Annotated in this window: 15 protein-coding genes and 1 pseudogene; 3 read left to right on the top strand and 13 right to left on the bottom strand. The window is 61.6% G+C overall.

The features are described 5' to 3' along the window. From K5E37_RS28845 to leuS, 5 genes and pseudogenes are all read right to left on the bottom strand, one after another. Positions 1-164, bottom strand: a pseudogene (locus tag K5E37_RS28845) (lytic murein transglycosylase); the annotation flags it as partial. A gap of 61 nt (positions 165-225) precedes the next feature. Next, the gene (arfA, locus tag K5E37_RS28850) at positions 226-390 is read right to left on the bottom strand and encodes an alternative ribosome rescue factor ArfA (RefSeq protein WP_007958672.1); all 165 of its coding nucleotides are present in this window, start codon (positions 388-390) and stop codon (positions 226-228) included. A 142-nt stretch (positions 391-532) separates the two neighbouring features. Then, positions 533-1,570: a DNA polymerase III subunit delta gene (holA, locus tag K5E37_RS28855; RefSeq protein ID WP_007958673.1), complete on the bottom strand. Its 1,038-nt coding sequence runs from the start codon at positions 1,568-1,570 to the stop codon at positions 533-535. A gap of 39 nt (positions 1,571-1,609) precedes the next feature. Beyond that, positions 1,610-2,215 carry an LPS assembly lipoprotein LptE gene (gene lptE / locus K5E37_RS28860; RefSeq protein WP_007958674.1) on the bottom strand — a complete coding sequence of 202 codons (606 nt, stop codon included), beginning with the start codon at positions 2,213-2,215 and terminating at the stop codon, positions 1,610-1,612. Positions 2,216-2,302: 87 nt separating this feature from the next. Further along, a complete protein-coding gene (gene leuS / locus K5E37_RS28865) occupies positions 2,303-4,909 on the bottom strand; it encodes a leucine--tRNA ligase (protein ID WP_221535780.1) in 2,607 nt (868 codons plus the stop codon). A 254-nt stretch (positions 4,910-5,163) separates the two neighbouring features. Between leuS and K5E37_RS28870 the strand changes: the two genes are divergently transcribed. Both K5E37_RS28870 and K5E37_RS28875 read left to right on the top strand, forming a co-directional pair. Then, positions 5,164-5,487, top strand: a complete 324-nt coding sequence (locus K5E37_RS28870) for a hypothetical protein (RefSeq protein WP_007958676.1) — start codon at positions 5,164-5,166, stop codon at positions 5,485-5,487. A gap of 105 nt (positions 5,488-5,592) precedes the next feature. Next, positions 5,593-6,372 carry a YdcF family protein gene (locus K5E37_RS28875; protein ID WP_221535781.1) on the top strand — a complete coding sequence of 260 codons (780 nt, stop codon included), beginning with the start codon at positions 5,593-5,595 and terminating at the stop codon, positions 6,370-6,372. 35 nt (positions 6,373-6,407) lie between these two features. On the opposite strand, the gene lnt is transcribed toward K5E37_RS28875, so the two are convergent. From lnt to miaB, 5 genes are all read right to left on the bottom strand, one after another. Further along, positions 6,408-7,931, bottom strand: coding sequence for an apolipoprotein N-acyltransferase (gene lnt / locus K5E37_RS28880; RefSeq protein ID WP_039771840.1), 1,524 nt, complete (start codon positions 7,929-7,931; stop codon positions 6,408-6,410). 17 nt (positions 7,932-7,948) lie between these two features. Beyond that, positions 7,949-8,788: an HlyC/CorC family transporter gene (locus tag K5E37_RS28885; protein ID WP_007909641.1), complete on the bottom strand. Its 840-nt coding sequence runs from the start codon at positions 8,786-8,788 to the stop codon at positions 7,949-7,951. A 5-nt stretch (positions 8,789-8,793) separates the two neighbouring features. After that, on the bottom strand, positions 8,794-9,288 hold the full coding sequence (gene ybeY, locus K5E37_RS28890; protein WP_007958682.1) for an rRNA maturation RNase YbeY: 495 nt from the start codon (positions 9,286-9,288) through the stop codon (positions 8,794-8,796). Continuing rightward, complete coding sequence (locus K5E37_RS28895; RefSeq protein WP_085608754.1) at positions 9,281-10,285, bottom strand: PhoH family protein; 1,005 nt, start codon at positions 10,283-10,285, stop codon at positions 9,281-9,283. Before K5E37_RS28895 ends, ybeY begins: the two co-directional genes overlap by 8 nt. Positions 10,286-10,479: 194 nt before the next feature. Beyond that, positions 10,480-11,808 carry a tRNA (N6-isopentenyl adenosine(37)-C2)-methylthiotransferase MiaB gene (gene miaB / locus K5E37_RS28900; protein WP_074691567.1) on the bottom strand — a complete coding sequence of 443 codons (1,329 nt, stop codon included), beginning with the start codon at positions 11,806-11,808 and terminating at the stop codon, positions 10,480-10,482. A gap of 132 nt (positions 11,809-11,940) precedes the next feature. Between miaB and K5E37_RS28905 the strand changes: the two genes are divergently transcribed. After that, positions 11,941-12,270, top strand: a complete 330-nt coding sequence (locus K5E37_RS28905) for a DUF1820 family protein (RefSeq protein WP_007958692.1) — start codon at positions 11,941-11,943, stop codon at positions 12,268-12,270. Positions 12,271-12,381: 111 nt separating this feature from the next. Here K5E37_RS28905 and K5E37_RS28910 read toward each other — a convergent pair whose 3' ends face one another. From K5E37_RS28910 to K5E37_RS28920, 3 genes are all read right to left on the bottom strand, one after another. After that, positions 12,382-12,936, bottom strand: coding sequence for a tetratricopeptide repeat protein (locus K5E37_RS28910; RefSeq protein ID WP_003228518.1), 555 nt, complete (start codon positions 12,934-12,936; stop codon positions 12,382-12,384). Between the two features lie 226 nt (positions 12,937-13,162). Further along, complete coding sequence (hemL, locus tag K5E37_RS28915) at positions 13,163-14,446, bottom strand: glutamate-1-semialdehyde 2,1-aminomutase (protein ID WP_221535782.1); 1,284 nt, start codon at positions 14,444-14,446, stop codon at positions 13,163-13,165. A gap of 10 nt (positions 14,447-14,456) precedes the next feature. Beyond that, a partial coding sequence (locus K5E37_RS28920) for a thiamine phosphate synthase (protein WP_221535783.1) occupies positions 14,457-14,793 on the bottom strand: 337 nt, incomplete at its 5' end.

Raw genomic sequence — 14,793 nt, forward strand, 5'->3', positions numbered from 1 at the left:
GGGGCTGGGGCTGGGGGTGGGGCTGGGGCTGTGGAAACGGGGACGGTCTGAAGGGGTTGAGCGTCGGCGGCGGTTGGTTTTTCCGCGCAGGCGACGAGCAGTACGAAGCTGGAGGCAGCGATCAGTTGGCGCAAGGGCCAACGACGGGAAAGACTGAGGGGCATGCACAGGTCCAGGGGATACGAATCAGGTGCAGACCTTAACATGAGGAGGGGGTGCTGTGCTTCAAGCGGCCAGAAAGTAAGAAGCCTCCCAGCTGTCAGACTGGAAGGCTTCGCGGCGGTAGCTGCCTTTACCCTTGGTTGGTCGTTCCTGGCGGCTGCGGAACAGGGGTTGGGCGACGATGGATTTGGCCTTGTTGTGGCCATGTTTCGATGGCTTTTTGCTCATGAGGATTCTCTCGATCGAGTGGGGTTTTGCGCGGCAGATAATCTGCCGATCTCGAGCGTCTGTCTATAGGACCGAGGGCGGGATGTTCTGTAGGAAATGGACTCGGTAAAAAAAACGGGATCGCAGAGTGCGATCCCGGATTTCATTCGGCAGGCAAGGTCAGACGCTGACCGGCCATCAGCAGCGCCAACCGGCTCAGGCTCATCCACGGCGAGCCCGCCGCCTGGCCCTTGATCTGCGCATCGATGCGCTGGGCTTCGAGCAGCAACTGCGCCCAGCGTTGCGCCGAGTAGCGTTGCAAGGCCTTGCTCATCAGCGGTTTGCGCTTGTCCCAGACCGGCGGCTTGGCCTGACTGAAGCACTTGTCCAGCGGCGTGCCCTGGCTGTATTGCAACGAGATGTTGGCCAGCAGGCGCAACTCACGGGCCAGGGCCCAGAGGATCACCGGCGGCTCGACCCCTTCACCGCGCAGCCCTTCGAGCATGCGCAGGGCGTGAGCCGGTTCGCCGTTGAGCACCGCGTCGGTCAGGCCGAACACGTCAAAACGCGCACTGTCGGCCACGGCCGCCTGTACGGTTTCGACGGTGATCTGCCCGCCCTCGGCCATCAGCTTGAGCTTTTCGATCTCTTGCGCAGCAGCCAGCAGGTTGCCTTCGACCCGCGCGGCAATCAGCTCGACCGCGTCCTGGCTGGCTGACAGGCCGGCCTGGGACAGGCGCTGACGAATCCAGCTTGGCAACTGGTTGGCGTCCACCGGCCAGATCTGCACGAACTGGGTCTGCTGACCCTCGACCAGCGCCTTGCCCCACTTGGTTTTCTGCGCGCTGCCGTCCAGCTTCGGCAGGCTGATCAACAGCACCGTGTCTTCAGCCGGGCGCGAGCAGTATTCGATGAGTGCGGCAGCGCCCTTGTCACCGGGCTTGCCCGAAGGCAGGCGCAGTTCCAGCAGGCGTTTTTCGGCGAACAGCGACATGCTGGCGCCGGCCTGCAGCAACGTCCCCCAATCGAAATTGGCGTCGGCGGCGAAGACCTGGCGTTCGTCGAATCCTTGCTGACGGGCAGCGGAGCGAATGGCGTCGGCAGCTTCCTGGCACAGCAGCGGGTCATCGCCGCTGATGATGTAGACCGGCGCAAGGGCGCCTTGCAGGTGTTTGCCGAGTTGGGCGGGAGCGAGCTTCATAAGAAAGGGCGAACGGGGCGCCTGAGCGCCCCGAACGTCTTACTGCTGCGGCAGTTCGAGCGGCGACTGACGCGGAGTTTCCGCTTCAGCCTTCTGCGCCGCTTCGAGGGCGTCGGCCTCTGCCTTGGCACGGGCGTTGGCGGTTTGCTGCAGAGCGTCCAGCTGTGCCGGCGTCAGCTGTTGCAGACGCAGCATCATGCGCTGAACCAGCTCGCGGCGGGTTTCACGGCGTGCATCGTTGGCTTCCTGGTCGGAACCCACCAGGTTGTTGCCGTCGTGGATGAACACTTTCTGCACTTCAAGCTTGTCGCTTTTGAGCAGCAGGTCTTTTTCGCCACGGATATCGTAGGTCAGCACGGTGCTCACCTGATATTCGCCAGTACGACCGGCGCCGGCATAGCTGAGGATGCGCTGAGTTTCTTGCTCATCGGCCAGGTACAGTTTGTATGGCGCACCGGAAATGATCTTGACGCCGCTGGCCTCCAGCACCTGACGCAGTTGCGTCACGGTTTCGCCGTAGGCGTTGCGGGCGCTCAGATCGAGCTCCTTGATCGACAGTTCGTTGGTGCCGGTACCACGCAGCTGGAAACCGCAGGCGCTCAACAGGACGGCGAGGCCCATCACCAGCAGATTGCGTTTGATCATTGTGTTGCTCCCCTTGAAACCATGTGGGCCGACTCTGTGGCCCGAAAGGTTTTACTGGGCGTCAGGCTCACCTGACGCCCGATCCAATTAGCTGGCGACGATATTGACCAGTTTCCCGGGCACTACGATCACTTTGCGAATCGTCAGGCCGTCAACGAAACGCAGCACGTTTTCGTTGGCGCGGGCTGCCGCTTCGACTTCTTCACGGGTCGCGGCGGCCGGCATTTCGATCTGGCCGCGCAGCTTGCCGTTGACCTGGATCACCAGGGTCAGGCTGTCCTGCACCAGCGCGCTTTCGTCCAGCACCGGCCAGCCGGCGTCGATCACCGGATCGGCGTGGCCCAGACGGTTCCACAGCTCGTGGCTGATGTGCGGCGTGATCGGAGCCAGGAGCAGGGTCACGGTTTCCAGACCTTCCTGAACCAGTGCGCGATCCTGTTCGGTCACTTGCGCGGCTTTTTCCAGCACGTTCATCAGCGTCATCACCTGAGCGATGGCGGTGTTGAATTTGTGGTTCTGGCCGACGTCATGGCTGGCCTGCTTGATCGCCTGGTGGATCGCGCGGCGAATGACTTTCTGCTCGTCATTCAGACCGGCGATGTCCAGTTTGCCCGGCAGGCCCTGAGTGATGTGGGCCTGAGCCAGACGCCAGACGCGCTTGAGGAAGCGGTGCGAGCCTTCCACGCCGGAGTCCGACCATTCTGCGCTCATGTCAGGTGGCGAGGCGAACATCATGAACAGACGGCAGGTGTCGGCGCCGAACTGGTCGATCATCGACTGAGGGTCGACGCCGTTGTTCTTCGACTTGGCCATCTTCTCGGTGCCGCCGATTTCCACCGGCAGGCCGTCGGCGATCAGCTTGGCGCTGATGACCTTGGCCTTGCTGTCGCGCTCGAGTTCCACGTCCGCCGGGTTGAACCAGGTGTAGGCACCGTTGGCTTCACGACGATAGTAAGTCTCGGCGACCACCATGCCCTGGGTCAGCAGATTCTTGAACGGCTCGTTGGAGCTCACCAGGCCTTCGTCACGCATCAGCTTGTGGAAGAAGCGCGCGTAGAGCAGGTGAAGAATGGCGTGTTCGATACCGCCGATGTACTGATCCACCGGCAACCAGTGGTCGGCCGCGGATTTTTCCACCAGACCGCCTTCGAAGTGCGGCGAGGCGTAACGGGCGTAGTACCAGGACGACTCGACAAAGGTGTCCATGGTGTCGGTTTCACGCTTGGCAGGCTGGCCGCATTTCGGGCAGCTGCACTCGTAGAACTCGGGCATGCGCGCCAGCGGCGAACCGGCGCCGTCCGGCACCACGTCTTCCGGCAGAACGACAGGCAGTTGATCTTCCGGCACCGGCACGTCACCGCAGGCATCGCAGTGGATGATCGGGATCGGGCAGCCCCAGTAGCGCTGACGGCTGATGCCCCAGTCGCGCAGGCGGAACTGGGTGCGCGAGGCACCGAGGTTTTTCTTGATCAGAGCGACTTCCATGGCGTCGAACGCGCCAGCGAAGTCCAGGCCGTCGAACTCGCCGGAGTTGATCAGCGTGCCGTGCTCGCCGTAGGCGTCCTGCCATGGCGCCGGGTTGGTTTCACCGGAGCTGGTGCGCACCACGGATTTGACCGGCAGGTTGTACTTGTGGGCGAATTCGAAATCGCGCTCGTCGTGCGCCGGCACCGCCATGACCGCGCCGTCGCCGTAGTGCATCAGCACGTAGTTGGCGACCCACACCGGCAGTTTTTCGCCAGTCAGCGGGTGCTCGACGAACAGGCCGGTCGGCAGGCCTTTCTTCTCTTGGGTGGCGACGTCGGCTTCGGCGACGCTGCCGCCCTTGCATTCGGCGATGAACGCTTGCAGCTCGGGGTTGTTCTTCGCGGCGAGGGCGGCCAGGTGGTGCTCGGCGGCTACGGCGACATAAGTCGCGCCCATCAGGGTGTCCGGACGGGTGGTGAAAACTTTCAGGGTGCCGCTTTCGCCGATCGAGTCGACGTTGTACGGGAATTGCACTTCCATCCCGCGCGACTTGCCGATCCAGTTGCGCTGCATGGTCTTGACCTGCTCGGGCCAGCCAGTCAGTTCGTCGAGACTCTCCAGCAGCTCATCCGCATAGGCGGTGATCTTGAAGTAGTACATCGGGATTTCGCGCTTTTCGATCAGCGCGCCGGAACGCCAGCCGCGACCGTCGATCACCTGTTCGTTGGCCAGAACGGTCTGATCGATCGGGTCCCAGTTCACGGTGCCGTTCTTGCGGTAGATCACGCCTTTTTCGAACAGGCGAGTGAACAGCCATTGTTCCCAGCGGTAGTAATCCGGTTTGCAGGTGGTGACTTCGCGCGACCAGTCCACCGCCAGGCCCAGGCTGCGCAGCTGGGATTTCATGTAGGCGATGTTTTCGTAGGTCCACTTGGCCGGGGCCACGTTGTTCTTCATCGCGGCGTTTTCCGCCGGCATGCCGAAGGCGTCCCAACCCATAGGTTGCAGAACGTTCTTGCCGAGCATGCGCTGGTAGCGGGAGATCACGTCGCCGATGGTGTAGTTGCGCACGTGCCCCATGTGTAGCTTGCCGCTGGGGTAAGGGAACATCGACAGGCAGTAGTAAGTCTCCTTGCCTGGCTGTTCACTGACTTCAAAGGACTTTTGCTCGTCCCAGAACGACTGGGCGGCGGCTTCGATTTCACGGGGCTGATATTGTTCGTGCATGGCTACTTTTGTACTGGATAGGGGTGGCCTAATCCTCTTCAATGCGACGTTCGGGGCGTGCCGGACGAGCTGGAAGTGGAGTTACAGGAAGCGCCGTAGCATACATGACCGCGCTCGGCCTAGGGAAACCCTGATTGCAGCCGTTTGACCGGCTGAAATCGCGGCGAGGGCCGTTGGTCGCGGCGTGCAGCCGGTTTGTGCAGCGAAGCTAAGCTCTAACTGGGGAGTGAGTCTTATCTTCAATGAGGTGAGGGATGGTGGAGTCACAGCAAAAAAACGTTACCAAACCCGAGTTGTACGAGCGGTTGATCGATCGTCTGGGTATGGCCCTGGACGCGGCAAAAACCGCTGGAAGGCTGCGCGACGAGCGCCCCCTGGAGCTGGAATTGCGTGGCTTGAGTCCCGCCGAGTTCAAACTGGTCAAGGCCTATCTGGATCGCAGTGAGCGTGAAACCCACGGATACCTGTCACAAGCGGTGAAACAACTCGATGCAGCCCATACGGCCAATGTCATCTGGCTCAAGGACAAGGCGCCCGGCAGAGACCCCGTCAAGGTTCGGACTCTGCAGGCCAAGTAAACGCATGGCAGGTCAAAAAGCGGATCTTTTTCAACGGGATCCGACCCTACTGGTTGTCGCGTTGTATCAACCCACTTAGGCTTCGGGCATCTCTGGAGATGCTCGATGCCTTTTCGTTATTTCATTAAACAACTTCTATTGCCGCCCGGCCTTCTCTTGCTGCTGTTGCTGGCGGCCTGGTGGCTGCGTCGCTCGCGGCCACGGCTGGCGGGGCTGTGTTTTGCATTGGGGTTTGGCGGCTTTTTGCTGATGAGTCTGCCGGTGGTCGTGCAGTGGGGCGCCAAGGCGCTGGAGCGCGAGCCGCCGCTGGCCCGGGAAGCATGGACAAGCCTGGCGCAGCGTGCTGATGCGATTGTGGTGCTGGGCTCCGGTCGCGAGCGCGGCGATCTGGCCTGGGGCGAAGATCAGCCGACCGGCGTCGGGCTTGAGCGGCAACGTTATGCGGCGCGACTGGCCAAGGCGTCGGGGTTGCCGATTCTGACCAGCGGTGGCCTGCATTACGGTACGCCGCCGACTGAAGCCAAATTGATGGCCGATTCGTTGCGCGATGATTTCGGTGTGACGGTGCGCTGGCAGGAAGGGGAGAGCCGCACCACGTGGGAAAACGCCGAATTCAGCGCCAAAGTGCTGCTGCCGGAAGGCGTCAAACGCATCGTGCTGGTGACCCAGGCCTGGCACATGCCGCGAGCGGTGTGGAGTTATCAACAGGCTGGATTCGAAGTGGTGCCGGCGCCGGTCGGTTTCCTCGGCACGGACAATGCGCGACCGTTTGGCGGCTGGCTGCCGGAGTTCAAGTCGATCTGGCAGAGCGGGCAGTTGATGAACGAGGCGGTGGGGCAAATCGGTTATTCGCTGTTCTATCGAGGGGATGACAGCGCCGATTGATCACTCCCGCGCAGGACGCGGGAGTGAGCGGGTCTTCAGAGCGTCTTGGACATCCGGTTGGTCATCAGCGCCCAGCCGAACAGCACCACGCACAGGATGATCAACGGCCACGAGCGCCATTGCAGATACGGCGTCAGGTTGTGCATCGGCACCACTTCGCCGTACAGCACGCCCTGTTCGAACTGCGGGATACGCTCCGTGATCTGGCCGAACGGGTTGATCAGCCCGGTCACACCGTTGTTGGTCGCGCGAATCATCCAGCGTCCGGCTTCAAGCGCGCGCATCTGCGCCATTTGCAGGTGTTGCAACGGGCCGATCGACGTACCGAACCAGGTGTCGTTGCTGATCGTCAGCAGCAGATCGCTGCGTGCCGCCAGGCCTGCGGCGAATTCCGGGTACACCACTTCATAGCAGATGAACGGCGCGATCTGATAACCCTTGGCCTGCAACAGGGCCTGATCGGCAGGGCCGCGGGCGAAGTCGGACATTGGCAGGTCGAAGAATGCGATCAGCCCGCGCAGGATGTCCTGCAACGGTACGTATTCGCCGAACGGCACCAGCTTCTGTTTCAGATAAGTGCCATCGCCTTCGCCGACCACGGTGATGCCGTTGAAGAAGCGTTTTTCGTGACGGACCATTTCGCGGATCGGTACGCCGGTGATCAGCGCCGATTTACGCTCGGCGGCGAAGTTGCCCATCATGGTCAGATAGCCCTCGGCGGACTCCTTGAGCACCGGGACAGCGGTTTCAGGCCAGATCAACAGGTCGACCGGTTTGGAGCGGAAGCTCAGGTCGCGGTACAGCGCCAGTTGCGCATTGAGCTCGGCCGGGTCCCATTTCATGCTTTGTGCGACGTTGCCCTGAATCGCGGCAACGGTCAGCGGCGCGCCCGCCGGGCTGGTCCAGGCATGGCCCTTGAGCGCAATGCCTGCCGCCCATGGCCCTATCAGCAATACCAGGCCGGCGGCGATGAAGGCTTTGCGGCGGGTTTGCAGCAGGCGCGGTGCGTTGTAGATCAGTGCAGCGGTCAGTGCGAGGACGAACGACACCAGCCACATGCCGCCCACTGGCGCGAGCCCGGCCAGCGGGCCGTCGAGCTGGCTGTAACCGGAATACAGCCATGGGAAACCGGTGAGGAACCAGCCACGGAAAGCTTCCTGACCGACCCACAACGCCGCAAACGCCAGGGCGTCGGCCACCGGTGCTTCGTTACGCCGCAACCAGCGCGCCCAGAGCCACGCAGGCAGAGCGAAGAACCAGGCAATGGCCGCCGTGAAGATCAGCATCAGGAACCCGGCCAGCAGCACCGAAGCGCCGCCGAAGTGGTGGATGCTGTAATAGATCCAGCTGGTGCCGGCGCCGAACAGGCCGAAACCGAAGCACCAGCCACGGCCCAGTGCCTGACGCGGGCTCAGCTCGCGCAGGCCGGCATAGAACAGGCCGACCGCCAGCAGGGCCAGCGGCCAGAGATCGAACGGTGCCAGAGCGAAGGTGGTGATTGCACCGGCCGCCACGGCCAGCAGGTTACCGGGCCAGCCGGGACGGGTTGTCCAGCGCATTTCAATCCTTAGATTTTTTACCGGGCGATTGGGGTCAGTCGCAGCAAATGAATCCGACGGCTGTCGGCATTCAGGATGCGGAAACGATAGGCGCCGATTTCAGTGATTTCGTTGCGTTTTGGCAAGTGCCCGAACGCGCTCATCACCAGCCCGCCGACGGTGTCGAACTCGTCGTCGGAGAATTCGCTGTCGAAAAACTCGTTGAAGTTCTCGATCGGCGTCAGGGCCTTGATCAGGAAATCACCGCTGGGCAGCGGCTTGATGTAGCTGTCTTCTTCGACGTCGTGCTCGTCTTCGATGTCGCCGACGATCTGCTCAAGCACGTCTTCGATGGTCACCAGACCGGCCACGCCGCCGTATTCGTCGATGACGATGGCCATGTGGTTGTGGTTGGCGCGGAACTCACGCAGCAACACGTTCAGACGCTTGGACTCCGGCACGAACGTGGCCGGGCGCAGCAGGTCCTTGATGTTGAAGCTGTCGCCGTTCTCCTTGAGGATCAGTGGCAGCAGATCCTTGGCCAGCAGCACGCCCATCACGTCGTCATGGCTTTCGCCGATGACCGGGTAGCGCGAGTGGGCCGAGTCGACCACGGCAGGGAGGAATTCGCGGGGTGTCTGGGTCGCCTTGATGCTGATCATCTGCGAGCGCGGCACCATGATGTCGCGAACCTGCAGGTCAGCCACCTGGATGGCACCTTCGACGATGGCCAGCGCTTCGCTGTCCAGCAGTTTGTTCTGATGTGCATCGCGCAGCAGCTCAAGCAGCTCCTGGCGGTTCTTCGGCTCGTGGGCAAAAGCCTGGGTCAGTTTACCCAGCCATGACTTTTGCCCGTTGCTCGATCGATCTTCGCTCATAGCGATTACTCTGAATCCTTTGTTGTAACAGTAGGGGATGTTTCGGTTTCGTCGTCCGCGTACGGATCGGGATAACCCAATTCGGCAAGCAACTCGCGTTCCAGTGCTTCCATTTCTTCGGCTTCCTCGTCATCTATATGGTCGTAACCAAGCAGATGCAAGCAGCCGTGAATGACCAGATGTGCCCAGTGGGCCTTTAGTTCCTTGCCCTGTTCGGCAGCTTCGCGCTCGACCACTGCCACGCAGATCACAAGATCGCCCAGCAATGGAATGTCGAGAAACTCGTCGGGCACTTCGGCGGGGAAGGACAGGACGTTGGTCGCGTAATCCTTGTGCCGCCAGGTGTGATTCAGTTCGCGGCCTTCTTCCTCGTCGACCAGACGAATGGTCATTTCCGAGTCAGCGGTGCGCTGGCGCAGGGCCAGTTCGCACCATTGGCGGAACTCGGCTTCGGTCGGCGCAGACGCTTCGGTCGCGATTTGCAGGTCAAGCTCAAGCATCGTGGCGGGTGTCCTTTGGCGCTTCATCAGCGACACGCGTCTCGAAGCGCTCGTAGGCTTCGACGATGCGTTGCACCAACGGATGGCGCACCACGTCTTTGGGCTGGAAGTGGGTGAAGCTGATGCCCGGCACATCTTTCAGGACTTCGATGACGTGATGAAGTCCGGATTTGGTGCCGCGCGGCAGGTCGACCTGGGTGATGTCGCCGGTGATCACGGCCGTTGAGCCGAAACCGATCCGGGTCAGGAACATCTTCATCTGCTCGACGGTAGTGTTCTGGCTTTCGTCGAGAATGATGAAGCTGTTGTTCAGCGTACGGCCGCGCATGTAGGCCAGCGGCGCGACTTCGATCACCTGACGCTCGATCAGCTTGGCCACGTATTCGAAGCCGAGCATTTCATAGAGCGCGTCGTAGAGCGGGCGCAGGTACGGGTCGATCTTTTGCGACAGGTCGCCGGGCAGGAAGCCGAGTTTTTCACCCGCTTCGACCGCCGGACGCACGAGCAGGATGCGACGGATCTGCTCGCGCTCCAGCGCATCAACCGCGCAGGCAACAGCCAGATAGGTCTTGCCGGTACCGGCCGGGCCGATGCCGAAGTTGATGTCGTTGCCGAGGATTTCCTTCACGTAGCGCAGCTGATTCAAGCCGCGTGGGCGAATCATGCCTTTCTTGGTGCGCAGGGCGACGGAGGCTTCGGCGGGGGCGTGGTTGTCCAGCTGCTCGACGGCCGATTCCTGGAGAAACAGGTGAACCGTATCCGGCGACAGCTCTGAACCCTTGGTTTCCCGGTACAGGCGGCGAATGAGGTTTTCCGCGGAAGTGGTGTGCTTGGGTTCGCCGATCAGCTCGAACTGATTGCCGCGGTTGCGGATCTCGATGGCCAGGCGCTGTTCGATCAGGCGCAGGTGCTCGTCGAACTGCCCGCACAGATTGGCGAAGCGGCGAGCCTCAAAGGGCTCGAGGATAAAACGATGTGGTTCGATGGGTGCGTTCAAGGTCGTATTTAGCCGCCCTGGGGCAATTAGGATGAAATCAAGGATAACGCCAGTGGCGTGGGTGCGAAAGCTCTTAAATTGATGCTGTTTCTGTGGGAGCGAGCTTGCTCGCGAAAGCGGTCTGTCAGACACAGGAATGCTGAATGTGTCGCAGCCTTCGCGAGCAAGCTCGCTCCCACATGGGATATGCGGTGTTACTGGATCAGCGAGCCGCGCAGCGAGTGCGGTTGCGCCGCGTCGATGTGGACGTCGGCGAACTGGCCGATCAGGGTCGGATTATCGCAGCGGAAGTTGACGATACGGTTATTCTCGGTGCGCCCTTGCAGCTCGCCCGGGTCTTTCTTCGAATAATCGGTCACCAGAATCCGCTGGACCGAACCGACCATTTGTCGGCTGATCTCGAACCCTTGCTGATTCAAACGGTGCTGCAAGGCGTTCAGGCGTTCTTTCTTCAGTTCTTCCGGGGTGTCGTCGGCCAGATCGGCGGCCGGAGTGCCCGGGCGCTGGCTGTAGACGAACGAGTAGGAAAAATCGAAACCGACGTCGGCAATCAGCTTCATGGTCTGTTCGAAATCTTTCTCGGTTTCCCCCGGGAAGCCGACGATGAAGTCCGAGCTGATGCAGATGCCCGGTACGGCTGCGCGCAGTTTGCGCAGCTTGGATTTGTACTCCAGCGCCGTGTGGTTGCGCTTCATCGCGGCCAGGATCCGATCCGAACCCGACTGCACCGGCAAGTGCAGGTGCTTGACCAGTTCCGGCACTTCGGCGTGGGCCTGAATCAGGCTGTCGGAGAATTCCAGCGGGTGCGAGGTGGTGTAGCGGATGCGGTCGATGCCATCGACCGCTGCGACCACACGGATCAGTTCGGCCAGGTCCGCCAGGCGACCGTCGTGGGTCAGCCCGCGATAGCCGTTGACGTTCTGCCCCAGCAGGGTCACTTCGCGCACGCCGTGTTCGGCCAGGTGAATGATCTCGGCGATCACGTCGTCGAACGGCCGGCTGACTTCTTCGCCGCGGGTGTAAGGCACCACGCAGAACGTGCAGTACTTGCTGCAGCCTTCCATCACCGACACGTAGGCGCTCGGGCCGTCGATGCGCGGCTCGGGCAGGTGGTCGAATTTTTCGATCTCCGGGAACGAGACGTCGACTTGCGGCAGCTTGCTGATGCGCGCGGCGTCGATCATTTCCGGCAGGCGGTGCAGGGTCTGCGGGCCGAACACCACGTCGACGTACGGGGCGCGATCACGGATCGCCGCACCTTCCTGGCTGGCCACGCAACCGCCGACGGCGATCACCATGTCCGGGTTGGCCAGTTTCAGTTCGCGCCAGCGGCCGAGCTGGGAATACACCCGGTCCTGGGCGCGTTCGCGGATCGAGCAGGTGTTGAGCAGGATCACGTCGGCATCTTCTGCGCGCGCCGTGACTTCCAGGGCCTGGTGTTCGCCCAGCAGATCGACCATGCGCGAGCTGTCGTACTCGTTCATCTGGCAACCGTGGGTTTCGATGTAAAGCTTCTTGGCCATGGAATAGGGTCGTCACGTGGTTCAAAGAACCGCGCATTATAGGGAACATGTCCCCAGGTTCCTACCGCTGCGCGTCCGGTGGCTATGCTATAGTTCGCGCCCTCATTTTTACCCCGATGTCGTCCGCCCGCCATGACCAAACGCGAAGCTCCAATCTACAAGGTGATTTTCCTCAACCAGGGCCAGGTGTTCGAAATGTACGCCAAGCAGATCTATCAAAGTGATCTGTGGGGTTTCCTGGAAGTGGAAGAGTTCGTCTTTGGCGAGCGCACGCAAGTGGTCGTCGATCCGAGCGAAGAAAAGCTCAAGGCGCAATTCGAAGGCGTGGTGCGCAGCTTTGTGCCGATGCACTCGATCGTGCGTATCGACGAGGTCGAGCGACTGGGGACGCCGAAGATCAGCGAAGCCCGTGGCGGTGTTGGCAATGTGATGCCGTTTCCGGTGCCGATGCCCGAGAAGTAAACCGTAAGACCGAGTCGCCTTCATCGCGAGCAGGCTCGCTCCCACAGTAGATCTCCAGTGCTCAGAGGATCTCTTGTGGGAGCGAGCCTGCTCGCGATGGGGCCAGTATGATCAGGGCAGGGGCGAAAACGGCGTACGCCCGTCGGCGCTCTGCAATTCCATCAGGTATTTACGGAAAATTTGCCCGAGCACTTGCGTGGCAGTCTCAAGATCTTCGCGGGACATTTTTTCGGAGACTTCGTCGGCCGTATCCAGCGCATCTTCTGCGCCGTTGACCGCCGCCATTTTCAGCACGATGTAGGCCTGAATGTTGTTGGCCTGCACGCCTTCGCCGTGGAAGAACATGGTGCCGAGCTTGAATTGCGCCTGGGCGTGGCCTTGCAGCGAGGCCTTTTCGAAATAGCTCAGGGCTTGATTGAGGTCGCGCGGCGCGTTCTTGCCGTCGTAGTAGAACTCACCCAACTCGTATTGCGCTTGCGCATCCCCCTCATCCGCTGCCTTTTGGCAGGCGGCGAGGGCCTGCGTGACATCTTGCGGCTGAGTATTGAGGGTGCAGCGACCCATCGCCGGGATCAACAACGAGTTGCCGCCTGCTTGTGCATGTGCGAGCAGCGGCTGAAGGAGCAACAGGCAGCCCAAGGCAAGGGTGCGGCCGGTGCGGTTCATGGGAATCGACTTACCTCTGAAGGGCGCGCGGACCCGTCGAGGGATCCAATAAGCGCGCATTATGAAATAAGCAGGGCCATCCTTACAAAGTCTTTACTCGATTTTCTGCTGCGCGGGAAATATATCGCCCACTTTAGGGGAGATTTTTGGCAGACGTGTCGGAAAAGGCGTGCGGATGTAGGAGAACGCTGACGCTGGCAATGGCCAACGTCAGCGGCGGGGCGTTTTACTTCAACTTGGCGAAGGCGCGTTCGGCGGCGTCGAGGGTCAGTTTCAGCTCGGCTTCGCCATGGGCGATCGAGGTGAAACCGGCTTCGAAAGCGCTCGGTGCCAGGTACACGCCACCTTCCAGCATCAGGTGGAAGAAGCGGCCGAACAGCGCTGCATCGCTGGCCATCACGTCTTCAAAAGTAACAATGTCGTCGGCGCCGCTGAAGTACAGACCGAACATGCCGCCCGCCTGGGTGGTCACGAACGGAATGCCGGCGGCATCGGCGCGCTGTTGCAGGCCGTCGAGCAGACGCGTGGTGTAGTCGGTCAGCTCGGCGTGGAAGCCCGGACGGTTGATCAGGCGCAGGGTGGTCAGGCCGGCGGCCATCGCCAGCGGGTTACCCGACAAGGTGCCTGCCTGATAGACCGGGCCCAACGGCGCGATGCGCTCCATGATCGAGCGCTTGCCGCCGAAGCAGCCGACCGGCATGCCGCCACCGATGATCTTGCCGAAGGTGGTCAGGTCCGGGGTTACGCCGTAGTAAGCCTGTGCACCGCCGAGGGCGACGCGGAAGCCGGTCATCACTTCGTCGAAAATCAGCACCACGCCGTGCTTGTCGCACAGGCTGCGCAGGCCTTCGAGGAAACCCGGCGCCGGCGGTACGCAGTTCATGTTGCCGGCCACTGGCTCGACGATGATGCACGCGACGTCCTGGCCGACTTCGGCGAGCATTTTTTCAACGGCGTCGATGTCGTTGAACGGCAGGGTCAGGGTGTGTTTGGCGAATGCCGCCGGTACGCCGGCCGAGCTTGGTACGCCCTGGGTCAGTGCGCCGGAACCGGCCTTGACCAGCAGGCTGTCGGAGTGACCGTGGTAGCAACCTTCGAACTTGATGATGCTGTCACGGCCGGTGAAGCCACGGGCCAGACGGATCGCGCTCATGGTCGCTTCGGTGCCGGAGCTGACCATGCGCACCATCTCCATCGACGGCACCAGCGAGCAGACCAGATCGGCCATCTCGGTTTCCATCGCGGTCGGCGCGCCGTAGGACAGGCCGTGTTGCAACTGGTTGCGCACCGCGTCCAGCACGTCCGGGTGGCTGTGGCCGAGGATCATCGGGCCCCAGGAACCGACGTAATCCACATAACGCTTGTCGTCTTCGTCAGTGACGTAGGCGCCTTCGGCGTGCTTGAAGAACAGCGGCGTGCCGCCGACGCTCTTGAACGCGCGAACCGGCGAGTTCACGCCACCGGGAATGTGCTTCTGGGCGTTGGCAAACAGGGTTTCGGAACGAGACATGATCGGGCTCTCAGACTTTTAGTAATTCATTGAAGGCGCGGGCGCGGCGGGTCACTTCGGCGGTGCTGTCGGCGCCGAACAGGCCATGAACCACGGCCAGCAGATCGACACCGTGGGCCACCAGCGGCGCGGCGTTGTCGAGGGTGATGCCGCCGATCGCGCAGATCGGCAGGTGCAGGGTGCGTTTGGCTTCGTCGAGCAGATCGAGGCTGCAACTCGGTGCACCGGGTTTGGTATTGGAATTGAAGAAGCGACCGAAGGCGACGTAACTCGCGCCTTCTTTGGCGGCCTGTTCGGCCAGTTCAAGCTGCGCGTGGCAGGTCGAGCCGATGATCGCCTTGGAACCG

The organism is Pseudomonas sp. RIT778 (assembly GCF_019718735.1).
Lineage (GTDB): Bacteria > Pseudomonadota > Gammaproteobacteria > Pseudomonadales > Pseudomonadaceae > Aquipseudomonas > Aquipseudomonas aphyarum.